The organism is Nocardioides guangzhouensis, assembly GCF_004519545.1.
Classification (GTDB): domain Bacteria; phylum Actinomycetota; class Actinomycetes; order Propionibacteriales; family Nocardioidaceae; genus Nocardioides; species Nocardioides guangzhouensis.
The window spans coordinates 1-23,194 of the sequence record NZ_SDKM01000034.1 but is presented as its reverse complement, the minus strand read 5'-3'; the positions used below and the strand labels follow the sequence as shown (position 1 = coordinate 23,194).

Genomic DNA, 23,194 nt, shown 5'->3' with positions numbered 1-23,194 from the left:
CGAGAGGTTGACATAACTATAACCCTCGACTTGAGGGTTAGGGTTCTGGAAGCCGATCGGACTTCCCCACTGAGCAGTTCCGCCCAGTCGCACACACCGCACACGCAGGGCCCCGGCAACCGGGGCGACACCGATCAGGAGAGGCACAGCCGCCGTGGCAGCAGCACAGAACTACCTGGCCATCATCAAGGTCGTAGGTATCGGTGGGGGTGGCGTCAACGCCGTCAACCGGATGATCGAGGTCGGACTCAAGGGTGTCGAGTTCATCGCGATCAACACCGATGCCCAGGCCCTGCTCATGAGCGACGCCGACGTCAAGCTCGACATCGGCCGTGAGCTCACCCGCGGGCTCGGCGCCGGCGCGAACCCCGAGGTGGGTGCCAGGGCCGCCGAGGACCACGCGGACGAGATCGAGGAGGTCATCAAGGGCGCCGACATGGTCTTCGTGACCGCCGGCGAGGGCGGTGGCACCGGCACCGGCGGTGCGCCCGTCGTGGCCCGCATCGCCCGCTCGCTCGGCGCGCTGACCATCGGCGTCGTGACTCGCCCGTTCGCCTTCGAGGGCCGTCGTCGCGCCAACTCCGCCGAGGAGGGGATCGCCCAGCTCCGCGAGGAGGTCGACACCCTCATCGTCATCCCCAACGACCGGCTGCTGTCGATCAGCGACCGCAACGTGTCGGTCCTCGACGCCTTCAAGCAGGCCGACCAGGTGCTGCTGCAGGGTGTCTCCGGGATCACCGACCTGATCACCACCCCCGGCCTGATCAACCTCGACTTCGCGGACGTGAAGTCGGTCATGGCCAACGCCGGCTCGGCCCTCATGGGCATCGGCTCGGCCCGGGGCGAGGACCGCTCCGTCGCCGCCGCCGAGATGGCCGTCTCCAGTCCGCTCCTCGAGGCCAGCATCGACGGCGCGCACGGCGTGCTGCTCTCGATCGCCGGTGGTTCCGACCTCGGCCTGTTCGAGATCAACGAGGCCGCCGCGCTAGTGGCGCAGTCCGCGCACCCGGAGGCGAACATCATCTTCGGTGCCACCATCGACGACGCCCTCGGCGACGAGGTGCGGGTGACCGTGATCGCCGCCGGCTTCGACGGGGGCATGCCCAAGCGCCGCGACGAGGGCACCGTGCTCCGCCGCCAGGCCCCGCCGCAACAGACCCAGGAGCAGACCCGGGCCGCGGTGCAGCAGCTGGCCGTGCAGCGCAGGCCGGAGCCGGCCCGAGCCGAGGAGCGCCCGGAGGAGCCGTCCCGCCAGCCCGAGCCGGCCCACGTCGGCGTGCAGTCCCCGCCGCAGCAGCAGCCGCCGCCGGCCCGGCAGCCACGGCAGGTCCAGTTCGACGACGACGACCTGGACGTGCCCGACTTCCTCAAGTGACCGCCCCGGCGCAGACCGGTCCGACCAACCCGAGGTAGACAGTCAGGGTGTACTTCCACCGCACGTCGCACGGCCCCGTCGACCTGGCCTTCACGGACAGGCACGGCGGGGTCAGTGCCGTGCCCTGGGACTCCCTCAACCTCGCACTCGAAGGTGCCGACGACCCCGACGCCACCGCCGCGAACGTACGTCGCGTGGTCGAGGACTTCGCGCCCGACGCCACCCTGGCCGACATGCGGCAGGTCCACGGCGCGCACGTCCACGTGGTCGACGACCCCGCCGGTCCGCGGCCCGACGCCGACGGCCTGGTCACCGCCCGCAGCGACGTGGTGCTGCTGGTCCGGGTCGCCGACTGCGTTCCGGTGCTGCTGGCCGACCCGGTCGCGCGCGTGGTCGGTGCCTCCCACGCCGGCCGCCCCGGCCTGGCCGCCGGGGTCGTGCCCGCGACCGTGGCCGTGATGCGCGAGCACGGCGCCACCGAGATCACGGCCTGGGTGGGTCCGCACGTGTGCGGCGGCTGCTACGAGGTGCCGGCCGCGCTGCAGGACGAGGTCGCGGCGCTGGTGCCCGAGTCCCGGGCCACCACCACCTGGGGCACCCCGGCGCTCGACATCGGGGCCGGGGTCCGGGCGCAGCTCGTCGCCGCCGGTGTCACCGTCGTCGACGTCTCGCGCTGCACCAGGGAGTCCACGGACCTCTACTCCCACCGCCGCGACGCCGTCGGCGCCGGCCGGTTCGGTGGCCTGGTCAGGATCCGCCCGTGAGCGCCGACCGCAGGGCCGAGGTCGCGGCCGGCCTCGACGCCGTACGCCGCCGGATCGCTGCCGCGTGCGCCGACTCCGGCCGTGACCCCGACGAGGTCACGCTGGTGGTGGTCACCAAGTTCTTCCCGGCCTCCGACGTCCGGATCCTGGCCGACCTCGGCGTCACGGACGTGGGAGAGAACCGCCACCAGGAGGCCGAGGCGAAGGCGGCGGAGTGCCGCGACCTCGGCCTCACCTGGCACTTCATCGGCGGCCTGCAGTCCAACAAGGCCGCGGCGGTGGCGTCGTACGCCGACGTCGTGGAGTCCGTGGACCGGTCCAAGCTCCTCGCCGGGCTCGCGCGGGGGGCGCACCAGCGCTCGCACCCGGTCGACTGCCTGATCCAGGTGAGCCTCGACCCGCCCGACGCCGGCGCCGGCCGCAACGGTGCCCCGGTCGAGGACCTGCCCGACCTGGCGGCCGACCTGGCCTCGCGCGACCTGCTGCGGCTGCGTGGCCTGATGGCGGTGGCCCCGCTCGACGCGGACCCCGGAGAGGCCTTCGACCGGCTGGCCGCGATCCGCCGCGAGCTGCTGGTCGACCACCCTGCGGCGACATGGCTGTCGGCCGGCATGAGTGGTGACCTGGAGGCCGCGATCACCCGCGGTGCGACACACGTACGCATAGGCCGCGCGGTGCTCGGTGAGCGCCCGCGGATCAAGTAATGTCAACGACACAGCGTCTCGGTCCCGGGGCGCGGGAGTTCCGGAGGATCAGCTCATGAGCGGCGCGATGCGCAAGATCGGCGAGTACCTCGGCCTGCTCGAGGACACCGGCCGGTACCCCGAGGACGAGGGCTACGACGACTACGACGAGCCCCCCGCGCGCCAGCAGCGCGAGGAGGCGGCCCCTGCCACCGTCGCCAGCATCAGCGAACGCCGCCGGCCGCAGGCGGTCCCGACAGGAGTTGTCGCCGAGTTGTCCCGCATCACCACCCTCCACCCGCGCACCTACAACGAGGCCCGCACGATCGGCGAGAACTTCCGTGACGGCGTGCCGGTGATCATGAACCTCTCGGAGATGGACGACTCGGACGCCAAGCGCCTCGTCGACTTCGCCGCCGGTCTGGTCTTCGCCACCCGGGGCACCATCGAGCGGGTGACCAACAAGGTCTTCCTGCTGTCCCCGCCCAATGTCACGGTCGCTGCGGAGGACAAGCAGCGGATCGTCGAGGGCGGCTTCTTCAACCAGAGCTGAGCGGCTTGTGGAAGCAATCGGTCAGGTCATCCACCTGATCCTCTGGTTGTTCATCGCCCTGCTGTGGGTGCGGTTCGTCTTCGACTGGGTCCAGGTGTTCGCGCGGTCGTGGTCGCCACGAGGCCCGCTGCTCGTGCTTCTGGAGGTGGTCTACTCCGTCACCGATCCGCCGATCAAGGCGCTGCGCCGGTTCATCCCGCCGCTGCGTCTGGGGAGCGTCGCGCTGGACCTGAGCTTCCTGATCGTGCTCATCGGCGCCTACCTGCTCCTGGTGCTCAACGCCAGGATCTTCTTGTCCGCATGAGGGGGAGGTCCGGGATGGTGGGTGGACATGATGGACTGGCGCTATTGTTCGACACGAGCACAAGAATTCCGTGGCAGTTCGAGACAGGTAATTCCGTGACTAGAGATGAATGGGTGAGGTCATGCCGCTGACGCCTGAGGACGTGAGCAACAAGCGCTTTACTCCAGTCCGGCTCCGTGAGGGCTACGACATGGGTGAGGTCGACCAGTTCCTCGACGAGGTGGAGGCCGAGCTCGCGCGGCTCACGAAGGAGAACGACGACCTGCGCGCCAAGCTCGCCGCCGCCCAGGCCGGTGGGCCGCCCACCCAGCCGGTGCCGGTCCAGAAGGCCCCCGAGCCGGAGCCCGAGCCGGAGCCCGAGCCGGAGCCGGACCCCGTGCGCCAGGCGCCGCCCGCGCCGGCCCCCCTGGCCACCACCGCGTCCGTCGGTGTCGAGACGATCCGCGTGGAGACCGTGCCCGAGGCGTCCAACGCCGCGGCCCGCCTCCTCGAGATCGCGACCCGCAACGCGGACGAGCTGGTCGAGGACGCCAAGAACGAGGCCGACAAGATCGTCGGCGAGGCCCGCACCAAGGCCGAGCGCCTGGAGTCCGAGGCGAAGTCCAAGGCCGACCGGCTCGAGGCCGACGCCCGCACCCGCTCGCAGATGCTCGACTCGGAGACCGCCGAGCGTCGTCAGCAGATGTTCGGAGACCTCGAGAAGGAGCGCGACAAGCTCAACGCCGACGTGGAGAACCTCCGCTCCTTCGAGCGCGAGTACCGCTCCCGTCTCAAGAGCTACTTCACGCAGCAGCTCGAGTCGCTCGACTCGGGTCAGGACGCCGGCCGCTCGCTCGGCGAGCCCTCCACCCAGGCGCCGAAGCGCCTGCGCTCGATCCTCGGCGAGGACGAGGGCTGACACCGGCTCGACCATCACGGAATCACGAACGGCCCACCCCTGCGGGTGGGCCGTTCGTCGTACGTGGGCGCGCCGGTTTGAGTACGGTTCATCGACGGGCTAGCCTCCCCTCACTCATCGGTGGCTCCGGTCACAGGCGCTCAGGTCCGAAAGGGAACCGGTTCGATGGCTCGCAGCTCGACTCGCTCGTTGGCAGGCTCGGCTGCTGCCGCCGCGAAGAAGGTGATCTCCCGGCGTCCGCGCACGGCCGCGAAGGCCGCGGACGCGCCGGCGAAGAAGACGGCCACGACGAAGGCGTCGGGCACGAAGAAGGCGGCCGCCACGAAGGCCCCCGCGAAGAAGGCCCCGACCACGAAGACGTCCGCGGCGGCGAAGGCCCCCGCGAAGAAGACGACCGCGAAGAAGGCCCCCGCGAAGACGACCGCCAAGAAGGCCGCCGCCACGAAGGCACCCGCGAAGAAGGCCCCCGCGAAGAAGGCCCCGGCCACGAAGGCGCCCGCCACGAAGGCGCCCGCGAAGAAGGCCCCGGCCACGAAGGCGCCCGCGAAGAAGACGACCGCGAAGACGGCCCCCGCGAAGAAGACGACCGCGAAGAAGACGGCCGCCAAGGCCCCGGCCGCGAAGGCCGCCGCCACGAAGACCGCGGCCGGCAAGGCCGCCACCACGAAGGCACCCGCGAAGAAGGCACCGGCGAGGAAGACCGTGGCCAAGACCGCGGCGCCGGCCACCAAGAAGGTCGAGGCTCCGGTGACCCAGGCTCCTGCACAGAAGACGGCCGCGAAGACGGCCACCGCGAAGAAGGCCCCGGCCCGCAAGGCCGCGACCAAGAAGGCCGCCCCCGCCGCCCTGGTGGTGAAGGAGGGCGAGGAGAAGTGGACCAAGGCCGAGCTCGACGAGGTCCTGACCGACCTCAACGAGCACGCCGCCCGGCTGCGCACCGAGCTGCACGACCAGGAGGAGGAGCTGGCCGGGCTGATGCGCGACGCCGGTGACGGGGCCGGCCACGACCAGGCCGACATGGGCGCCACCAGTTTCGAGCGCGACCACGAGCTCACCGTGGTCAACAACGCCCGCGACATGCTGGCCCAGACCGAGCGGGCGCTGGCCCGCATCGACGACGGCACGTACGGCGTGTGCGAGTCGTGTGGCAACCCCATCGGCAAGATGCGGTTGATGGCTTTCCCCCGTGCGACACTGTGCCTGTCATGCAAGCAGCGCGAGGAGCGTCGCTGAACCCCAGCGACGAGGACAGCACCCCGGAGACCATCCCGGACCCCGCCGTACCCTCCCGTTCCCGGCTGATCGTGCTCTTTGCCGCGGTCGCGGCGTTCCTCTACACCCTCGACGTGGTCGGCAAGGTGTGGGCGGTCCGGCACCTCACGCCGGGGGAGACGGTCGACCTGGTCGGGCGGTACTTCGGGCTGCACCTGACCCGCAACCCGGGCGCGGCGTTCAGCACCGGCACGGCGTACACCGAGGTCCTCAGCGTGCTGTCGATCACCGCGATCTGCGCGGTGCTCTGGGTCAGCCGGCGGCTCGGCAGCCGGCTGTGGGCGGTCGGCCTCGGTGCGCTGCTGGCCGGGGTCGCCGGCAACCTGACCGACCGGCTGTTCCGGGAGCCGGGCTTCCTGCACGGCCACGTGGTCGACTACCTGCGGTTCCCGCACTGGCCGATCTTCAACATCGCGGACATCTGCATCAACGTCGCCGCGGCGATCATCATCATCCAGGCGCTGCGCGGGATCGGAGTGGACGGCCGTCGCGTCGCCAGGAACGAGGAGTGACGCCATGACCGAGCAGCGCGTGGTCCTGGTGCCCGAGGGCCTGGCCGGAGAGCGCGTCGACACCGCCATCGCCCGGATGTTCGGCCTCTCGCGCACCCGCGCGGCCGACCTGATCGTCCAGGGACACGTCCAGGTGGACGGGGACGGGGTCGGCAAGTCCGACCGGGTGCACGCCGGCTCGATGCTGGACGTGACCATCCCCGCGGAGACCGACCCGCTCGCGGTGGTCCCGGAGATCGTCGAGGGGATCAAGATCATCCACGACGACGAGTCCATCGTGGTGATCGACAAGCCGGTCGGCGTCGCCGTGCACCCCAGCCCCGGCTGGTCCGGCCCGACCGTGGTCGGCCACCTCGCCGGCGCCGGCTTCCGCATCTCGACCAGTGGCGCCTCCGAGCGCAAGGGCATCGTGCAGCGGCTCGACGTCGGCACGTCCGGCGTCATGGTGATCTGCAAGTCCGAGCACGCTTACTCCGTGCTCAAGAACGCCTTCCGCAACCGCACCGTCGACAAGACCTACCACGCGCTGGTCCAGGGCCACCCCGACCCGCTCGAGGGCACCATCGACGCCCCGATCGGCCGGCACCCGAAGGCGGACTACAAGTTCGCGGTGATGCCCGACGGAAAACACTCGGTCACCCACTACAAGCTGCTCGAGGCGCACCGGTTCGCGAGCCTGCTGGAGGTCCACCTCGAGACCGGCCGCACCCACCAGATCCGGGTGCACATGGCCGCGCTCAAGCATCCCTGCGTCGGTGACCTGACGTACGGCGCCGACCCGGTGCTGGCCCGCCGGGTCGGGCTGGAGCGGCAGTGGCTGCACGCGGTCCGGCTGGGCTTCGAGCACCCCGACACCGGTGACTACGTCACCTACGAGTCGGCGTACCCCGACGACCTGGCCGCGGCCCTGGAGATCATCCGCGATGCCCACTGACGGCGGCGCCACCGACCTCGTCCTCCGGCCCGGGCTGCACGAGGACCTGCCGGTCGTCGCCGACCTCTTCCTCGCCTCGCGGCAGGGCGCGGTGCCCGCGATGCCGCCGATGGTCGGGCCCGTGGAGCACGCCCGCCGGTGGGTCCTCGACTGGGACCTGGCCCGCCAGGAGCTCTGGGTCGCCGAGACCCCGGCCGGCCCGGTCGGCTTCGCCAACGTCGAGGGTGCCTGGCTCAACGGCCTGTACGTCGCCCCCGACGCCGCCCGGTCCGGCGTCGGCAGCGCGCTGCTGGACCTGGTGAAGGGGATCCGGCCGGACGGGTTCTGCCTCTGGGTCTTCGAGAGCAACGAGCCGGCCCGCGCGTTCTACCGCAGGCACGGGCTGGTCGAGCTCGAGCGCACCGACGGGCAGGGCAACATGGAGCGCTCCCCGGACATCCGGATGGCCTGGCCAGGTGCCGACCCGCTGGGGTTCTACCGGGGGCTGATCGACGACGTCGACGCCGCGCTCGGCGACCTGCTGGCCCGCCGGGTCGCCCTCACCCGGGTGGTCCAGCAGCACAAGCGCGCGACGGCCGGGTCCTCCGAGCGCGACACCGAGCGGGAGCGGGCGATCGCGGAGGCGCTGGCCGAGCGGGCCCCCGAGCTGGGCGCAGAGCGGCTGCAGCGGATCGTGCACGCGATCATCTCCGAGTCGCTGGACGCCGCGGAGCCGGACCAGCCGTAGGCCACGTCACTCGAGTCGGGGCGCCTGCTGCGCGGGCGCCGGCTCGAGCGACGCACCCTAGCGCAGCATCCGCTTCCCGTGGCGGTGCGCGGTGTGGTGCCACATCCACAGGGTCACGTCGATGACCCGCAGGTCGGAGACGTGCTCCGGCACCGGCGCCGCCGCCCGGAGCTCCCGGACCCGCCGGAGCACCTCCGGCGCGCCGCCCAGGGCATCGTGGAAGGAGCGCCACACGTCCTCCGGGTGGTGCAGCACGCAGCGCGCCACCTCGTCGTACACCGGGATCAGCCGGGGTCGCTTGCGGGCCAGCAGGGTCCCGGCACCCACCCAGCCGAGGCCGTCCTGGGCGCGGAACAGGTCCCAGAGCACGTCGGCCTGCGAGCGGTCGCCGATCAGCGCCGCCGCCTCGGGCTGGCCGAGCGCGACGCTGGTCGGGATCGCCCGCAGCAGGTCGGAGACCCGGCGGCTCAGCGGTCCCTCGAGGAGGTCGGCCGCGGTCTCGCCGGGCACCGCGACGCCCAGCGTGCGCAGGGCGACCAGGTCCTCCGCGGTGATCCGGTCGCGCGACTCCGGCCGGTCGCCGCCGCCCCCGAGCGCCTGGAAGTGACGGCCCTCGAACTCGGTGAAGTAGCTGCGCAGGTTCGGCACCGCGCGTTCGTCGCCCAGTACGTCGAGAAGCCGTCCCGCCAGTGCCGTCATGTCGTCCCCCCGCCTGAGCCGGCGCCGGTCCCCTCCGGCGCCGAATCGATTGTGCACGACGACGGGGGAGACATGTCACAAACGCGTGCGTACTGGGGTGCCGCGGGTGTGGGGTGGTCGGGTGACCACGTCCGTCGAGACCCGCCTGCACCGGCCGGGGACGGCGTCGTACCGGCGCTTCAACGCGGCGATGGTCCTGGCCGGGCTCGCCGGCTTCGGCATCCTGTACGCCGCCCAGCCGGTGCTGCCCCTGATCGGCCACGAGTTCGGGGTGAGCCCGGCCCGGGCCAGCCTCGCGGTCTCCGCGAGCACGGGCGCGCTGGCGGTCGCGGTGGTCCCGGCGGCCGCGGTCGCCGCCCGCTGGGGCCGGGTGCGCACGATGCGGGCCGGCCTGGTCGCGGCGGTGCTGCTGACCGCACTCGCCGCGGTGGCGCCGACGTACGCCGTCCTGGTGGTGCTCCGGGTCCTCGCCGGCGCCGCGCTGGCCGGGGTGGTCGCGGTCGCGATGGGCCACGTCGGGTCGGAGATGCACCCGGCCGGGCTGGGGTCCGCGATGGGTCTCTTCGTCGCCGGGAACTCCCTCGGCGGGGTCTCCGGGCGGCTGCTCGGGGCCGCAGTCGCCGACCTGGCGTCGTGGCGGGTGGCGTTCGCCGTGCTCGCGGCCTGCGCGCTCGCGATCACGGTCGCGTTCTGGCGGCTGCTGCCGGACCCGGTGGCCGACCACCGCGCGCAGGATCGGGGGAGGACCCGCTGGGTCGAGGTGGCCCGGCGCCCCGGCCTGCTCTCGCTGCTGTCGATCCCGTTCCTGCTCATGGGCGGGTTCGTCGCCGTCTACAACTACCTCGGGTTCCGGCTCGTCGCCGACCCGTTCTCGCTGCCGCTCGCGGTCGCCGGCCTGGTCTTCCTGGCCTACCTCGCCGGGACGGTGTCGGCCGCGGTCGCGGGGCGCCTCGCCGACGCGTTCGGCCGACCGCCGGTGCTGGTCGGCTCGGTCGTGGTCTCCGCCGCCGGGCTGGCGCTCACCCTCCCGGACCGGCTTCCGCTGGTGGTCGCCGGGCTGGTCGTGTACACCGCCGGGTTCTTCGGCGCGCACGCCACCGCCAGCGGCTGGGTGCCGGTCGTGGCCGGCCCGTACGCCGGCGTCGGGGCTGCTGCGTACGTCTGCTCCTACTACGCCGGGTCCAGCGTGTTCGGGGCGGCCCTGGGCGTGGCCTGGACCGGCTCCGGCTGGGCCGGCGTGGCCGGCTCGGTGGGGGTGCTGACCCTGCTCGGGCTGGCCGCCGCGACGGTGGTGACCGTCCGTGCCCGGACCACCCGGGATTGTCAGTGCGTCCTGTCAGCATCGGGTGACCGGGTCACGTAGGCTGGCGTCCTTCCCCGAGATCGGCGCCCGGCCCCGTGTCGCGGCTGATCGTGCCTGCCCGCGACCACCCAGTCAGGAGACACCTCGCAGATGGCGTCCGACTCCTTCGTGCACCTCCACGTGCACACCGAGTACTCCATGCTCGACGGGGCGGCACGGCTCGGTGCACTGGCGGAGCGCACGGCCGAGCTGGGCATGCCGGCGGTGGCCATGACCGACCACGGCAACGTGTTCGGCGCCTACGAGTTCTACTCCAAGGCCAAGGCGGCCGGGGTCAAGCCGATCATCGGCGTCGAGGCCTACTTCACGCCCAACATCTCCCGCTTCGACAAGCGTGGCATCAACTTCTACGACGGCGGCTCCGACGACGTCTCGGCCCGCGGCGCCTACACGCACATGACCCTGCTCTCGGAGTCCACCGAGGGCATGCACAACCTCTTCCGGCTCTCGACGGGAGCCTGGCGCGACGGCTTCTTCAAGCAGCCGCGCATGGACCGCGAGCTGCTCGCCGCGCACGGCAAGGGCATCATCGGCACCACCGGCTGCCCGTCCGGCGAGGTCCAGGTCCACCTCCGCTACGGCCAGTACGACGCCGCCCGCCAGGCCGCCGCCGACTTCCAGGACATCCTCGGCCGGGACAACTACTTCCTCGAGCTGATGGACCACGGGCTCTCCATCGAGACCCGCGTCCGCGACGGCCTGCTCCGGCTGGCCAAGGACCTCCGGATCCCGCTGCTGGCCACCAACGACTCCCACTACGTCAACCGCGAGGACGCCCCGTCCCAGGAGCACCTGCTCTGCATCAACTCCGGGTCGACGATGGACATCCCGGCCGGCGACGGCCCGGGCCAGCGGTTCGCGTTCTCCGGCGACGGCTACTACCTCAAGTCCGCCGCCGAGATGCGCGAGCTGTGGCGCGACTTCCCCGAGGCCTGCGACAACACGCTGCTGGTCGCCGAGCGCTGCGACGTGCAGTTCTCCGAGGCGGTGGGCAAGTACATGCCCAAGTTCCCCTGCCCGGAGGGGGAGAACGAGGACTCCTGGCTGGTCAAGGAGGTCGAGCGGGGCCTGCACCACCGCTACCCGGCCGGCATCCCCGACCGGGTGCGCAAGCAGGCCGAGTTCGAGCTCGGCGTCATCACCCAGATGGGGTTCCCGGGCTACTTCCTCGTCGTCGCCGACTTCATCAACTGGGCGAAGGACAACGGCATCCGGGTCGGCCCGGGCCGTGGCTCCGGCGCGGGCTCGATGGTCGCCTACGCGATGCGGATCACCGACCTCGACCCGCTCGAGCACGGCCTGATCTTCGAGCGCTTCCTCAACCCCGACCGCGTCTCGATGCCCGACTTCGACATCGACTTCGACGAGCGCCGCCGCGGCGAGGTGATCCGCTACGTCACCGAGAAGTACGGCGACGACCGGGTCTCCTACATCGTCACCTACGGCACCATCAAGGCCAAGCAGGCGGTCAAGGACTCCTCCCGGATCCTCGGCTATCCGTTCGCGATGGGCGACCGGATCACCAAGGCGATGCCGGCGGCCGTGATGGGCAAGGACGTCCCGCTCCAGGACATCTTCGACTCCGGGCACAAGCGCTTCTCCGAGGGCGGCGAGTTCCGCTCGCTCTACGACGCCGACGCCGACGTCAAGCGGGTGGTCGACACCGCGATCGGCATCGAGGGCCTCAAGCGCCAGTGGGGCGTGCACGCGGCCGGCGTGATCATGTCCAGCGAGCCGCTGGTCGACGTGATCCCGCTGCTCAAGCGGCCCGCCGACGGCGCCATGATCACGCAGTTCGACTACCCGACCTGCGAGGCGCTCGGCCTCATCAAGATGGACTTCCTGGGGCTGCGCAACCTCACCGTCCTCGACGACGCGGTCAAGAACATCGAGGCCAACCGCGGGGAGTCGGTGGTCCTCGAGGACCTCCCGCTCACCGACGACGCGACGTACTCCCTGCTCCAGCGCGGGGACACCCTCGGCGTCTTCCAGCTCGACGGCGGCCCGATGCGGGCGCTGCTGCGGTCGATGCGCCCCGACACCTTCGAGGACATCTCCGCCGTCGGTGCGCTCTACCGGCCCGGCCCGATGGGCGCCGACTCCCACAACAAGTACGCCCGCCGCAAGACCGGGCGCGAGCCGGTCGAGCCGATCCACCCCGAGCTCGCGGAGGCGCTGGAGGACATCCTGGGCGAGACCTACGGCCTGATCGTCTACCAGGAGCAGGTCATGGCGATCGCCCAGAAGCTGGCGGGCTACACGCTCGGACAGGCGGACATCCTGCGCCGGGCCATGGGCAAGAAGAAGAAGGCCGAGCTGGACAAGCAGTTCGAGGGCTTCTCCGGCGGCATGACCGAGCGCGGCTACTCCATGGCCGCGATCAAGACCCTGTGGGACATCCTGCTGCCGTTCTCGGACTACGCCTTCAACAAGGCCCACTCCGCGGCGTACGGCCTGGTGTCCTACTGGACCGCCTACCTCAAGGCCAACTACCCGGCGGAGTACATGGCCGCCCTGCTCACCTCGGTCAAGGACGACAAGGACAAGTCCGCGATCTACCTCAACGAGTGTCGCCGGATGAAGATCCAGGTGCTCCCGCCCGACGTCAACGAGTCGGCCAGCAACTTCACCCCGGTCGGCACCGACATCCGCTTCGGCCTCAACGCGATCCGCAACGTCGGCCACAACGTGGTCGAGGGAATCGTCGCGGCCCGGCAGGAGAAGGGCCGCTACGCCGACTTCAACGACTTCATGGACAAGGTTCCCGCGCTGGTCTGCAACAAGCGGGTGATCGAGTCGCTGATCAAGGCCGGCGCGTTCGACGAGATGAAGCACAAGCGCCGGGCACTGGTGGCCATCCACGAGACCGCGGTCGACCAGTACGTCGACATCAAGCGCAACGAGGCGATCGGCCAGGACTCGCTGTTCGGCGGGCTCGACGACGAGGCCGGCTCGGGCTTCGGGATCTCGGTGGCCGTCCCCGACATCGACGACTGGGACAAGATGACGCTGCTCGGCCACGAGCGCGACATGCTCGGCCTCTACGTCTCCGACCACCCGCTGCTCGGCCTCGAGCACGTGCTCTCCAACGGCACCGACTGCACCATCGGCGCGCTGATGCTCGACGAGGAGCGGCCGGACGGGTCGACGATCACGGTCTCCGGGCTGGTGACGTCGGTGCAGCGCAAGATCACCAAGCGGGGCGACACCTGGGCGATGGTGACCCTGGAGGACCTCGACGGCGCGATCGACGTGCTGCTGTTCCCGAGCGCCTACCAGCTCGCCGCGACGTACCTCACCGAGGACGCGATCATCACGGTCAAGGGCCGGCTCTCGCGCAGCAAGGACCAGCCCGAGCTGCACGGCCAGGAGGTCACGGTCCCGGACATCAGCGAGGGGCCGTCCGGGCCGGTGGTGATCACCCTGCCCTCGACCCGCTGCACCGCTCCCGTGGTCGAGCAGCTCAAGGACGTGCTCGGTGCCCACCCGGGCATGACCGAGGTGCACCTCAAGCTGCTCTCGCGCACGTCGACGACGGTGATGAGGCTCGACGACCGGCTCCGGGTGACCCCGGCCCCGCCCCTGTTCGCGGACCTCAAGCAGCTCCTCGGGCCGGGTTGCCTTGGCCAGTGACCGTCCCACCCTGCTGCGGCAGGTGATCATCGTGCTGGCCACCTTCGTGGTGGCCGGTGTCGTCTGCGGGTTCATCTGGTACGCGCTGTGGACCCCGGCGCCGAAGGGCACCGTCTTCCAGCACAAGGTGTTCTTCGAGCCCGACGCCGAGTTCCGGGGGACCGGCCTCTACATGGCCGTCGCGTCCGTGGCCGGGCTGCTGCTCGGCTTCCTGTTCGGCTGGCTGTTCGAGACCGACGAGGTGACCACGCTGGCCGCGGTCGCCGGGGGTGGCGTGCTGGCCGGACTGGTGATGGCCTGGGTCGGACACCTGCTCGGGCCGGAGAGTGCGGCGGAAGTCGCCCGCAGGACCGCGGATTTCGAGAGAATCGACGGCGACCTGCACGCGGGTCCGGTCGCGGCGTTCGTCGCGTTCCCGGGGGCCGCCGTGCTGGGCAACGCCGTCGTGCTGATCACCTTCACGCGCCGGCGGTCCAAGACGGAACCCGACGGGTAGCCTGCCCGTCGGACTTTGCACCACACCAGACACCACCACGCCAGCAGCACCGCACGATCGGGGGACCCATGACCGACCAGACGCCGCCTCCGGGCCAGCAGCCGCCCGGCTCGCCGTACGGGCAGCAGCCGGGCCAGCCGGGCCAACCGCCGGTGGAGCACCTCCAGTCCGGCGCCGGTGCGCGGGTCGGCACGGAGAAGGAGCCCCGCACCGGCGGCCGTCGCCGGGCGATCGCGATCGGCGGTGGCCTGATCGGCGCCGCGCTCATCGGTGGCGGCGTGTGGGCCTGGTCCGCGTGGTTCTCGCAGGGTCCGCAGCCCGCGGAGGCGCTCCCGGACAGCACCCTCGCCTACGTCTCGGTCGACCTCGACCCGCCCGGTCAGCAGAAGGTCGAGGCGCTGCGCACGCTGCGCAAGTTCCCGGCGTTCCGTGACGAGGTCGGGCTCGACGAGGACGACGACATCCGCAAGGAGCTGTTCCAGAGCCTGCAGGACGACGGTCTCTGCAAGGACGTCGACTACGGCGACGACGTGGAGCCCTGGCTCGGCCAGCGGGCCGCGTTCGCGCTCGTCGACCTCGGCAAGGACACCCCGTCCCCGGTCGTCGTGGTCCAGGTGAGCGACGAGGACGCGGCCGAGAAGGGCATCGACGCGCTCGTCGACTGCGCGAACCCCGAGGCATCGGGTGACGACTTCGGTGGCTACGCGTTCAACGGCGACTGGGTCGTCTTCGCGGAGACCACGGGCATCGCCGAGGACGTCGTGGACGCGGCGGACGAGGGCACCCTCGGCGACGACGCCGACTACACCCGGTGGATCGACGAGGCCGGTGACCCCGGCATCATCACGATGTACGCCGCCCCGAAGGCCGGCAAGGCCCTGCTCGACGCGATGGACAGCGGGCTGCTCGGCGGGGGCGGGTACGCCTACGGCGGCAGCGACTACTCCGAGTCGGACTCCGGCTCCTTCTCCGACGAGATCGTGGCCACGGCCCAGCCCGTCGACCCGGCGGCGTACGTCGACGAGGAGACCGAGTCGCCCGAGCCCGGCACCATCAACCCGAGCAACCTCGTGACGGAGAACCCGAGGGACGTCCCGATGGAGATGCCCAGCGACTTGCCGACGGACTTCCCGAGCGACTTCCCGACCGAGCTGCCCAGCGACTTCCCGACCGGGCTGCCGACCGACTACCCGACCGTGGAGCCGACCGAGTTCGACATGGACGACTACGCCGACGAGCCCGAGCTCCCCGACGCCACCCGGGACCTGCTCGCGGACTTCAAGGGCGGCGCCGCGGTGATCAGGTTCGACGACGGGGCACTCGAGATCGAGGCCGCGATGGACGGCTTCCAGTCCGACCTGACCGACGCGATCACCAGTGACCGCGGGGCGGACGTCCTCGAGACCCTGCCCGACTCGACCGCGGTGGCCTACGGGCTCGGCTTCGAGGACGGTTGGGTCCAGGCCCTCATCGACGAGCTCGGGCCGATGATCGAGGACGGGTCCGGGATGAGTGTCGACGAGGCGATCGCGGAGGCAGAGAAGGAGACCGGCCTCTCCATCCCCGAGGACATCGAGACCCTGACCGGCGAGTCCCTGGCGGTCGCGCTGGACGGCGACTTCGACCCGAAGGCCGTCGACGACGCGCCCGACGCCCTGCCGGTCGGCGCCAAGATCAAGGGCGACCCCGCCGAGATCGCGAAGGTGATCGAGAAGCTGCGGGCGCAGCTCCCGGCGGACGAGCAGCAGTACCTCGTCACGAGGGAGGACGGCGACTACGTGCTGGTCGGCACCAGCGACGCCTATCTCGACAAGCTGGCCGGCGACGGCGACCTCGGTGACAGCGACGTCTACGAGAAGGTCATCCCGGACTCCGAGGACGCGGCCGCGGTGCTCTACGTCGACTTCGACGCCGGCGGCGGCGACGGCTGGCTGGCTGACCTCGTCGGCAGCTTCGACTCGAAGGACGCCAGTGACAACGTCGCGCCCCTGGAGGCACTCGGCGTGAGCAGCTGGACCGACGGGGACACCACCCACGGCCTGCTGCGACTCACCACCGAGGACTGACCGGAGCCTCAGCCCCGGCCGATCGGAGCCGTGGTCGCACCCGTGACCCGGACCAGGTCGGCCGGGGCCAGCTCGATGTCGAGGCCGCGCCGCCCACCGGACACGAAGACGGTGTCGTGGGCGGTGGCGGTCTCGTCCAGCACCGTGGGGAGGGCCTTCCTCTGGCCGACCGGCGAGATCCCGCCGACGACGTACCCGGTGCTCCGCTGGGCGGCGGCCGGGTCGGCCATGACCGCCTTCGACGCACCGACGGCGCGGGCCAGCGCCTTGAGGTCGAGCTGCCCGGTGACCGGGACGATGCCGACCACCAGCCGGCCGCCGGCGTCCGCGAGCAGGGTCTTGAAGACGCGCTCGGGCGGCACGCCCAGCGCCTCGGCCGCCTCGAGGCCGAAGCTCTCGGCGCGGGGGTCGTGGTCGTAGGGGTGCAGCGTGAACGACACGCCCGCGCGGGTCAGCGCGACCGTGGCCGGCGTCCCGCCGCCGCCCTTCTTCGCCATCGGTGCCCCGGCCTCGCCCTCAGTTCGGCGACCAGCCGGTGCGGGCCAGCTCGGTGGCCGGCAGCGACGGGATCGCGGCGATCGCCCGCAGCTCGTCGCGCAGCATCGTGGTCAGCATGCCCAGCCGCAGCGAGGCATTCTCGGCCTCGAGCAACGACTGGCGGTCGGGGAGGGTGAGCAGGCAGGTCGCGGCCAGGCTCCACGAGAGGTACGTCGGGTCCTGGGGGAGGGTGCCCTCGAGGACCTCCTCGCCGTGGATCTCGGAGAGCGCGTCGCGGTAGCGGTCGAAGACGTCGCACGCGGTCTGCACCAGCTCGGGGTCGACCGGCTCCTCGCGCTCGCGGATCACGTCGATGGTTCCGGAAAGAAAGGGCCCGGAGGACTCCATCGCCTCGAGCCGGAGCCGGCTACGGCCGACCGCGACGATGTCGAAGGTGCCGTCGTCGTGCGGCTCCACCTCGGTGAGCTGCAGCAGGCAGCCGATCCGGTGCACGGACTGGCCGCCGCGCTCGCCGACCTCGTAGCCCTCGCGGATCGCCACCGAACCGAACAGCCGCTCAGCCGGGTCCTCGATGCGCAGCAGCCGGTGCACCAGCGCCCGGTAGCGGTCCTCGAACACGCGCAGCGGCACCGTCACGCCAGGGAAGAGCACCGTGTTCAGGGGGAACATCGGCAGCTGCTCGCTCACGATTCGAGCCTAGCCGTTCTCACGCGGGAAACGGGGGAGAGGTGCCCGCGCCGCGACACCTAGAATCGTGCCCATGATCCGCCGCATCGACCTCCGGGGAGCCACCTCCATCGACCTCGGGTCCGCCGTGCCGCGGGCCGACTTCGACGTGGAGGCCGCGGCCCATGTGGTGCGTCCGGTCTGCGACGACGTCCGCGCCCGTGGCGTCGAGGCGATCCGCGAGTACTCCGCGCGCTTCGACGGGGTCGAGCAGGAGGACATCACGGTCCCGGCCGCGGCGCTGCAGGAGGCCCTGGCCGGGCTCGACCCCGAGGTGCGGGCCGGGCTCGAGGAGTCGATCCGCCGGCTGAGGATCACCTGCGAGGCGGAGCTCGAGCGGGACGTGACCACCGAGCTGGGCACCGGCGCGACCGTGACCCACCGGATGGTCCCGGTCCGGCGGGTCGGGCTCTACGTCCCTGGCGGGATCGCCCCGCTGGTCTCGTCCGTGGTGATGAACGTGGTGCCCGCACAGGTGGCTGGTGTCTCCTCGATCGCGCTGACCTCCTCGCCGCAGAAGGACAACGGGGGCTTGCCGCACCCGACGATCCTCGCCGCCTGTGCGCTCCTCGGCGTCGACGAGGTGTACGCCGTCGGTGGGGCCCAGGCGATCGCGATGTTCGCCCACGGCGCCGGTCCGTGCCGCAAGGTCGACCTGGTCACCGGGCCGGGCAGCATCTACACCGTCGCGGCCAAGCGCCTGCTCAAGGGCGTGGTGGGCATCGACTCGGAGGCCGGACCCACCGAGATCGCGATCCTCGCCGACGACACCGCGGAGGCGCCGTACGTCGCGGCCGACCTGCTCAGCCAGGCCGAGCACGACCCGCTCGCGGCCGCGGTGCTGGTGACCCCGTCCGAGCGGCTGGCCGGCGAGGTCGAGGCCGAGCTCGACAAGCAGGTGTCGGTCACCCGGCACGCGGAGCGGATCCGCACCTCGCTGGCCGGGCAGCAGTCCGGGATCGTGCTGGTCGACGACCTCGAGCAGGGCCTGGCCGTGGTCAACGCGTACGCCGCGGAGCACCTCGAGATCCAGACCGCCGACGCGGCCGACCTGGCGGCCCGGGTGCACAACGCCGGGGCGATCTTCCTCGGGCCGTTCGCGCCGGTGTCGCTCGGCGACTACTGCGCCGGCTCCAACCACGTGCTGCCCACGGCCGGCTGCGCCTGTCACTCCTCCGGCCTGTCCGTCCGCTCGTTCCTCAAGGCCGTCCACGTCGTCGACTACTCCCGTGCCGCGCTCGCCGAGGTCGCCGACCACGTCGTCGCGCTGGCCGAGGCCGAGGACCTGCCCGGGCACGCCGCCGCGGTCCGCGTGCGGCTCGACCGCGAGGACTGAACCCCATGACCTTCCCTCCGCTCCGGGAGGAGCTGCGCGGGATCGCGCCGTACGGCGCCCCGCAGCTCGACGTCCCGGTCCAGCTCAACGTCAACGAGAACCCCTACGGTCCCTCGCAGTCCGTGGTCGACGACGTGGCTGCCTCGGTGGCCGCCGCGACCACCGCGCTCAACCGCTATCCCGACCGCGAGTTCACCGAGCTGCGCACCGCGCTGGCGGCGTACCTCAACTCCTCCGGGGGCAGCGGCATCACGCCCGACCAGGTGTGGGCCGCCAACGGGTCCAACGAGGTGATGCTCCAGCTGCTGCAGGCCTTCGGCGGCCCGGGCCGGACCGCGGTGAGCTTCGCGCCGACGTACTCCATGTACCCCGAGTACGCCCGCGACGCGATGACCGGCTGGGTGGTCGGCCACCGCGAGAGCGACTTCAGCCTCGACCTCGACGCCGCCCGCGCGCTGGTGCTCGAGGAGCGGCCGACCGTGGTGCTGCTGCCGTCGCCGAACAACCCGACCGGCACCGCGCTGCCACCCGAGGCGGTCAGCACGCTCTGCGCGGCGGCCGGGGACGGAATCGTCGTCGTCGACGAGGCGTACGGCGAGTTCCGGCGGTCCGGCACCCCGAGCGCGCTGGAGCTGCTCGCGACGCACCGCAACCTGGTCGTCACCCGGACCATGAGCAAGGCGTTCGCGCTGGCCGGGGCCCGCGTCGGCTACCTGGCGGCGGCACCGGAGATCTGCGACGCGATCCGCGTGGTCCGGCTGCCCTACCACCTGTCCGCGGTCACCCAGGCGACCGCGCTGGCCGCGCTGCGGCACGCAGCCGAGCTGCTCGGCCGCGTGGACGACCTGCGGGCCGAGCGCGACGAGACCGTACGCTGGTTGCGCGAGCAGGGGCTCGAGGTGGCCGACAGCGACGCGAACTTCGCGCTGTTCGGGCGGTTCGAGGACCGGCACGCGGTGTGGCAGGGGCTGCTGGACCGTGGGGTGCTGATCCGCGAGACCGGCCCCGACGGATGGCTCCGGGTGTCGATCGGCACCGCGGACGAGATGGCGGCGTTCAGGCAGGCGCTCACGCAGGTGAGGAAGGAGCTCTCATGAGCAGGACCGCGCGGATCGAGCGGCAGACCAAGGAGTCCAAGGTCCTCGTCGAGCTCGACCTCGACGGCAGCGGCCGGGCGGACGTGTCCACCGGCGTCGGCTTCTACGACCACATGCTGCACTCCTTCGCCCGCCACTCCCTGGTCGACCTCACCGTCCAGACCGAGGGCGACACCCACATCGACGCCCACCACACCGTCGAGGACACCGCGATCGTGCTCGGCGAGGCGCTGCGCGAGGCGCTCGGTGACAAGGCCGGCATCCGCCGGTTCGGCGACGCCACGGTCCCGCTCGACGAGGCGCTGGTGCAGGCCGTGGTCGACGTCTCGGGAAGGCCCTACTGCGTGCACACCGGCGAGCCCGAGGGCCAGGCCTACGTCACCATCGGCGGCGACAGCGGCCCCGGCTACCTCGGCTCGCTGACCCGGCACGTCTTCGAGACCATCGCCTTCCACGCCCAGATCGCGCTGCACGTGCGGGTGCTCTCCGGCCGCGACCCGCACCACGTCGTGGAGACCCAGTTCAAGGCGTTCGCCCGGGCGTTCCGCGACGCGGTGGCGCTCGACCCGCGCGAGACCGGCGTGCCCTCGACCAAGGGTTCCCTGTGAACACCCCACGACGTTCTTCGACTCCCCCGCCTCGCTCCTCCGCCGGACAACGCCGCGGGGACCCCGACGCGTTGAAGGGCTGAGGTGAAGTCGGTCGTCGTCCTCGACTACGGGTCGGGGAACCTGCGGTCCGCCGTGCGCGCCGTCGAGCGGGCCGGTGCCGAGGTCACGCTGACCGCGGACCGGGCCGCCGCCCAGGACGCCGACGGCCTGGTCGTGCCCGGGGTCGGGGCGTTCGCCGCCTGCATGGCCGGGCTGCGCGCCGTGCGCGGTCACGAGGTGATCGGCCGGCGGCTCGCCGGCGGCCGACCCGTGCTCGGCATCTGCGTGGGCATGCAGGTGCTGTTCTCGCGCGGCGTCGAGCACGGCGTCGAGACCGAGGGCTGCGACGAGTGGCCCGGGGTGGTCGAGCGGCTGCAGGCACCGGTGGTGCCGCACATGGGCTGGAACACCGTCGAGGTGCCCGACGGCTCGTCGCTGTTCGCCGGTGTCGAGGGGGAGCGCTTCTACTTCGTGCACTCCTACGGCGTCCGTGACTGGACCCTGGTCACCAACGACCGGACCCGGGCGCCGCTGGTGACCTGGGCCGAGCACGGCGGTGACCGGTTCGTGGCCGCGGTGGAGAACGGGCCCCTGTCGGCCACCCAGTTCCACCCGGAGAAGTCCGGCGACGCCGGCGCCGGGCTGCTGCGCAACTGGGTGCGCTCGCTGTGAGTGCCGGACAGGGCGGCCGGTGAGCAAGGAGCGAGCCCGCCGCCGGGCCGAGCGTGAGCGGGTGGCCGCGCTCAAGGCTGCCGCCCGGGCCGCCGAGCAGGAGCGCGCGGAACGCCGGGCCGCCCGCCGGCGCGCGGTCACGAGCCGGCTGCCGGCGTTCGGTCGCGGCCGGCAGACCGGCATCCTGGCCCGGCGGCGCCGTACCCAGACCACGTTCCTGGTCTGCCTGCTGCTCGCGCTGAACGTGCTGGTCTGGGTGGTGTGGGACGACTGGGCGATGCGGCTGGCCGGGTTCGTGGTCAGCGTCCTGGCCGCTCCGGTGATCCACACGCTGGCCTTCCGCCGATGACCCCCCCGACTTTCCTAGGATCGAGCCCATGAGCACCTACCTCGAGCTGCTGCCCGCCGTCGACGTCGCGGGAGGACAGGCGGTGCAGCTCGTGCAGGGCGTCGCGGGCTCCGAGAAGCGCTTCGGCGACCCGATCGAGGCGGCCCTGCGCTGGCAGGAGGCGGGGGCCGAGTGGATCCACCTCGTCGACCTCGACGCGGCCTTCGGCCGCGGACACAACCGCGAGCTCCAGGCGAAGATCGTCGGCACCCTCGACATCCGGGTCGAGATGAGCGGCGGCATCCGCGACGACGAGTCGTTGGCGGCCGCGATGGCGGCGGGCTGCCGCCGGGTCAACATCGGCACCGCCGCGCTGGAGCAGCCGGAGTGGTGCGCCAAGGCGATCGCCGAGCACGGCGACCGGGTGGCGGTCGGGCTCGACGTCCGCGGCCGGACGCTGGCCGCGCGGGGATGGACCCGCGAGGGTGGCGACCTGTACGACGTGCTGGCCCGGCTCGACTCCGAGGGCTGCGCGCGCTACGTGGTCACCGACGTCAACAAGGACGGCATGCTCCAGGGCCCGAACCTCCAGCTGCTGCGCGACGTCTGCGCCGCCACCGACCGGCCGGTCGTGGCCTCCGGCGGGATCACCGAGCTGGCCGACCTCGAGGCGCTGCAGGGCCTGGTCGGGGAGGGCGTGGAGGGCGCGATCATCGGCACCGCGCTCTACGAGGGCCGGTTCACGCTCGAGGACGCGCTCGGCCTGACGAAGCCGGCGCGATGAGCCTCGCCGTACGCGTGATCCCCTGCCTGGACGTCGACGCCGGGCGGGTGGTCAAGGGCATCAACTTCAAGGAGCTCAGGGACGCCGGCGACCCGGTCGAGCTGGCCCGGACCTACGACGCCGAGGGCGCCGACGAGCTCACCTTCCTCGACATCTCCGCCTCGCACGAGGGCCGGGCGACCACGATGGAGATCGTGTCCCGGACCGCCGAGGAGGTCTTCATCCCGCTGACGGTCGGCGGGGGAGTGGGCTCGGTCGGCGACGTCGACCGGCTGCTGCGCGCCGGCGCCGACAAGGTCGCGGTCAACACCGCCGCGATCGCCCGCCCCGAGCTGGTCGCCGAGATCGCCGACCGGTTCGGCAACCAGGTCCTGGTGCTCTCCGTCGACGCGCGCCGCGCGACGGGCACGGACTCCGGGTTCGAGGTCACCACCCACGGCGGCCGGAAGTCGGCGGGGCTGGACGCGGTCGCCTGGGCGGCGCGGGCCGCCGAGCTCGGCGCCGGCGAGATCCTGCTCAACGCGATGGACGCCGACGGCACCCAGGACGGCTTCGACCTCGAGCTCCTGCGCGCCGTGCGGGCGGTCGTCGACATCCCGGTGATCGCCTCCGGCGGCGCCGGGAAGGCCGAGCACTTCCCGCCGGCCGTCGATGCCGGCGCCGACGCGGTGCTCGCGGCCACGATCTTTCACTTCGGCACGGTCTCGATCGCGGAGGTCAAGGCCGCGCTCGCCGCCGCCGGCCACCCCGTCCGCTGAGGCTGGCGGGCGAAACCACGACTCGAACCACCGTTCCCGGTGGTCGAGGAGCGAGCGCCAGCGAGC

The 23,194-nt window shown here is 72.0% G+C and carries 25 protein-coding genes; 21 read left to right on the top strand and 4 right to left on the bottom strand.

The genetic code is table 11. The features are described 5' to 3' along the window. Window positions 1–154: 154 nt before the first annotated feature. The 6 genes from ftsZ (at window position 155) to EKO23_RS19370 (ending at window position 4,577) form a co-directional block, all read left to right on the top strand. A complete protein-coding gene (gene ftsZ, locus EKO23_RS19395) occupies window positions 155–1,375 on the top strand; it encodes a cell division protein FtsZ (RefSeq protein ID WP_134719782.1) in 1,221 nt (406 codons plus the stop codon). Between the two features lie 47 nt (window positions 1,376–1,422). Further along, a complete protein-coding gene (pgeF, locus tag EKO23_RS19390) occupies window positions 1,423–2,139 on the top strand; it encodes a peptidoglycan editing factor PgeF (RefSeq protein ID WP_134719781.1) in 717 nt (238 codons plus the stop codon). Continuing rightward, window positions 2,136–2,843: a YggS family pyridoxal phosphate-dependent enzyme gene (locus EKO23_RS19385; protein WP_134719780.1), complete on the top strand. Its 708-nt coding sequence runs from the start codon at window positions 2,136–2,138 to the stop codon at window positions 2,841–2,843. The genes pgeF and EKO23_RS19385 overlap by 4 nt, the downstream gene beginning before the upstream one ends. A gap of 55 nt (window positions 2,844–2,898) precedes the next feature. After that, window positions 2,899–3,375 (top strand): cell division protein SepF, encoded by a 477-nt coding sequence (locus tag EKO23_RS19380; protein WP_134719779.1) that lies wholly within the window; start codon window positions 2,899–2,901, stop codon window positions 3,373–3,375. Between the two features lie 7 nt (window positions 3,376–3,382). After that, window positions 3,383–3,679 (top strand): YggT family protein, encoded by a 297-nt coding sequence (locus tag EKO23_RS19375; RefSeq protein WP_134719778.1) that lies wholly within the window; start codon window positions 3,383–3,385, stop codon window positions 3,677–3,679. Between the two features lie 121 nt (window positions 3,680–3,800). After that, window positions 3,801–4,577: a DivIVA domain-containing protein gene (locus tag EKO23_RS19370; RefSeq protein WP_134719777.1), complete on the top strand. Its 777-nt coding sequence runs from the start codon at window positions 3,801–3,803 to the stop codon at window positions 4,575–4,577. 140 nt (window positions 4,578–4,717) lie between these two features. On the opposite strand, the gene EKO23_RS26260 is transcribed toward EKO23_RS19370, so the two are convergent. Beyond that, window positions 4,718–5,287: a hypothetical protein gene (locus tag EKO23_RS26260; RefSeq protein WP_175582722.1), complete on the bottom strand. Its 570-nt coding sequence runs from the start codon at window positions 5,285–5,287 to the stop codon at window positions 4,718–4,720. Here EKO23_RS26260 and EKO23_RS26255 point away from each other — a divergent pair. The 4 genes from EKO23_RS26255 to EKO23_RS19350 are packed head-to-tail and all read left to right on the top strand — an operon-like array spanning window position 5,280 to window position 8,022. Then, entirely contained in the window at window positions 5,280–5,810 is a 531-nt protein-coding gene (locus tag EKO23_RS26255) for a TraR/DksA family transcriptional regulator (RefSeq protein ID WP_175582721.1), read from the top strand. The genes EKO23_RS26260 and EKO23_RS26255 overlap by 8 nt on opposite strands. After that, entirely contained in the window at window positions 5,783–6,361 is a 579-nt protein-coding gene (lspA, locus tag EKO23_RS19360; RefSeq protein ID WP_246051195.1) for a signal peptidase II, read from the top strand. Before EKO23_RS26255 ends, lspA begins: the two co-directional genes overlap by 28 nt. 4 nt (window positions 6,362–6,365) lie before the next feature. Further along, the gene (locus EKO23_RS19355; RefSeq protein WP_134719775.1) at window positions 6,366–7,295 is read left to right on the top strand and encodes an RluA family pseudouridine synthase; all 930 of its coding nucleotides are present in this window, start codon (window positions 6,366–6,368) and stop codon (window positions 7,293–7,295) included. Further along, window positions 7,285–8,022 (top strand): GNAT family N-acetyltransferase, encoded by a 738-nt coding sequence (locus EKO23_RS19350; RefSeq protein ID WP_134719774.1) that lies wholly within the window; start codon window positions 7,285–7,287, stop codon window positions 8,020–8,022. Before EKO23_RS19355 ends, EKO23_RS19350 begins: the two co-directional genes overlap by 11 nt. A gap of 57 nt (window positions 8,023–8,079) precedes the next feature. On the opposite strand, the gene EKO23_RS19345 is transcribed toward EKO23_RS19350, so the two are convergent. Then, entirely contained in the window at window positions 8,080–8,721 is a 642-nt protein-coding gene (locus EKO23_RS19345) for a DUF6308 family protein (protein WP_134719773.1), read from the bottom strand. A gap of 121 nt (window positions 8,722–8,842) precedes the next feature. Here EKO23_RS19345 and EKO23_RS19340 point away from each other — a divergent pair, with 121 nt between their 5' ends. The 4 genes from EKO23_RS19340 (at window position 8,843) to EKO23_RS19325 (ending at window position 16,279) form a co-directional block, all read left to right on the top strand. Beyond that, window positions 8,843–10,084 (top strand): MFS transporter, encoded by a 1,242-nt coding sequence (locus EKO23_RS19340; RefSeq protein ID WP_167880558.1) that lies wholly within the window; start codon window positions 8,843–8,845, stop codon window positions 10,082–10,084. Window positions 10,085–10,174: 90 nt separating this feature from the next. Continuing rightward, window positions 10,175–13,717: a DNA polymerase III subunit alpha gene (dnaE, locus tag EKO23_RS19335; protein WP_134719771.1), complete on the top strand. Its 3,543-nt coding sequence runs from the start codon at window positions 10,175–10,177 to the stop codon at window positions 13,715–13,717. Beyond that, entirely contained in the window at window positions 13,707–14,213 is a 507-nt protein-coding gene (locus EKO23_RS19330; RefSeq protein ID WP_134719770.1) for a hypothetical protein, read from the top strand. Before dnaE ends, EKO23_RS19330 begins: the two co-directional genes overlap by 11 nt. Window positions 14,214–14,281: 68 nt before the next feature. After that, window positions 14,282–16,279 carry a DUF3352 domain-containing protein gene (locus EKO23_RS19325; RefSeq protein WP_134719769.1) on the top strand — a complete coding sequence of 666 codons (1,998 nt, stop codon included), beginning with the start codon at window positions 14,282–14,284 and terminating at the stop codon, window positions 16,277–16,279. Between the two features lie 8 nt (window positions 16,280–16,287). On the opposite strand, the gene ybaK is transcribed toward EKO23_RS19325, so the two are convergent. Together ybaK and EKO23_RS19315 are read right to left on the bottom strand one after the other, a co-directional pair. Continuing rightward, window positions 16,288–16,776, bottom strand: a complete 489-nt coding sequence (gene ybaK / locus EKO23_RS19320; RefSeq protein WP_134719768.1) for a Cys-tRNA(Pro) deacylase — start codon at window positions 16,774–16,776, stop codon at window positions 16,288–16,290. A gap of 19 nt (window positions 16,777–16,795) precedes the next feature. Continuing rightward, entirely contained in the window at window positions 16,796–17,464 is a 669-nt protein-coding gene (locus EKO23_RS19315; RefSeq protein ID WP_134719767.1) for an LON peptidase substrate-binding domain-containing protein, read from the bottom strand. 73 nt (window positions 17,465–17,537) lie between these two features. On the opposite strand from EKO23_RS19315, the gene hisD reads away from it, so the two are divergent. The 7 genes from hisD (at window position 17,538) to hisF (ending at window position 23,128) form a co-directional block, all read left to right on the top strand. After that, on the top strand, window positions 17,538–18,839 hold the full coding sequence (hisD, locus tag EKO23_RS19310) for a histidinol dehydrogenase (protein ID WP_134719766.1): 1,302 nt from the start codon (window positions 17,538–17,540) through the stop codon (window positions 18,837–18,839). A 5-nt stretch (window positions 18,840–18,844) separates the two neighbouring features. Next, window positions 18,845–19,936 carry a histidinol-phosphate transaminase gene (locus EKO23_RS19305; RefSeq protein WP_134719765.1) on the top strand — a complete coding sequence of 364 codons (1,092 nt, stop codon included), beginning with the start codon at window positions 18,845–18,847 and terminating at the stop codon, window positions 19,934–19,936. After that, complete coding sequence (gene hisB / locus EKO23_RS19300; RefSeq protein WP_134719764.1) at window positions 19,933–20,544, top strand: imidazoleglycerol-phosphate dehydratase HisB; 612 nt, start codon at window positions 19,933–19,935, stop codon at window positions 20,542–20,544. Before EKO23_RS19305 ends, hisB begins: the two co-directional genes overlap by 4 nt. A gap of 84 nt (window positions 20,545–20,628) precedes the next feature. Further along, on the top strand, window positions 20,629–21,258 hold the full coding sequence (gene hisH, locus EKO23_RS19295) for an imidazole glycerol phosphate synthase subunit HisH (RefSeq protein ID WP_134719763.1): 630 nt from the start codon (window positions 20,629–20,631) through the stop codon (window positions 21,256–21,258). 19 nt (window positions 21,259–21,277) lie between these two features. After that, on the top strand, window positions 21,278–21,607 hold the full coding sequence (locus tag EKO23_RS19290) for a hypothetical protein (protein WP_134719762.1): 330 nt from the start codon (window positions 21,278–21,280) through the stop codon (window positions 21,605–21,607). Window positions 21,608–21,635: 28 nt separating this feature from the next. Beyond that, window positions 21,636–22,370, top strand: coding sequence for a bifunctional 1-(5-phosphoribosyl)-5-((5-phosphoribosylamino)methylideneamino)imidazole-4-carboxamide isomerase/phosphoribosylanthranilate isomerase PriA (gene priA, locus EKO23_RS19285; RefSeq protein ID WP_134719761.1), 735 nt, complete (start codon window positions 21,636–21,638; stop codon window positions 22,368–22,370). Further along, entirely contained in the window at window positions 22,367–23,128 is a 762-nt protein-coding gene (gene hisF, locus EKO23_RS19280; protein ID WP_134719760.1) for an imidazole glycerol phosphate synthase subunit HisF, read from the top strand. The genes priA and hisF overlap by 4 nt, the downstream gene beginning before the upstream one ends. Window positions 23,129–23,194: the final 66 nt, after the last annotated feature.

Bases quoted from the DNA above. Each gene is read 5' to 3' on its own strand.
- EKO23_RS19305 (WP_134719765.1), top strand. From the start codon at position 18,845: ATGACCTTCCCTCCGCTCCGGGAGGAGCTGCGCGGGATCGCGCCGTAC.
- hisD (WP_134719766.1), top strand. From the start codon at position 17,538: ATGATCCGCCGCATCGACCTCCGGGGAGCCACCTCCATCGACCTCGGG.
- dnaE (WP_134719771.1), top strand. From the start codon at position 10,175: ATGGCGTCCGACTCCTTCGTGCACCTCCACGTGCACACCGAGTACTCC.
- EKO23_RS19350 (WP_134719774.1), top strand. From the start codon at position 7,285: ATGCCCACTGACGGCGGCGCCACCGACCTCGTCCTCCGGCCCGGGCTG.
- priA (WP_134719761.1), top strand. From the start codon at position 21,636: ATGAGCACCTACCTCGAGCTGCTGCCCGCCGTCGACGTCGCGGGAGGA.
- EKO23_RS19345 (WP_134719773.1), bottom strand. From the start codon at position 8,721: ATGACGGCACTGGCGGGACGGCTTCTCGACGTACTGGGCGACGAACGC.
- ybaK (WP_134719768.1), bottom strand. From the start codon at position 16,776: ATGGCGAAGAAGGGCGGCGGCGGGACGCCGGCCACGGTCGCGCTGACC.
- EKO23_RS19370 (WP_134719777.1), top strand. From the start codon at position 3,801: ATGCCGCTGACGCCTGAGGACGTGAGCAACAAGCGCTTTACTCCAGTC.
- hisB (WP_134719764.1), top strand. From the start codon at position 19,933: ATGAGCAGGACCGCGCGGATCGAGCGGCAGACCAAGGAGTCCAAGGTC.
- EKO23_RS19325 (WP_134719769.1), top strand. From the start codon at position 14,282: ATGACCGACCAGACGCCGCCTCCGGGCCAGCAGCCGCCCGGCTCGCCG.
- lspA (WP_246051195.1), top strand. From the start codon at position 5,783: ATGCAAGCAGCGCGAGGAGCGTCGCTGAACCCCAGCGACGAGGACAGC.
- EKO23_RS19355 (WP_134719775.1), top strand. From the start codon at position 6,366: ATGACCGAGCAGCGCGTGGTCCTGGTGCCCGAGGGCCTGGCCGGAGAG.
- EKO23_RS19380 (WP_134719779.1), top strand. From the start codon at position 2,899: ATGAGCGGCGCGATGCGCAAGATCGGCGAGTACCTCGGCCTGCTCGAG.
- hisF (WP_134719760.1), top strand. From the start codon at position 22,367: ATGAGCCTCGCCGTACGCGTGATCCCCTGCCTGGACGTCGACGCCGGG.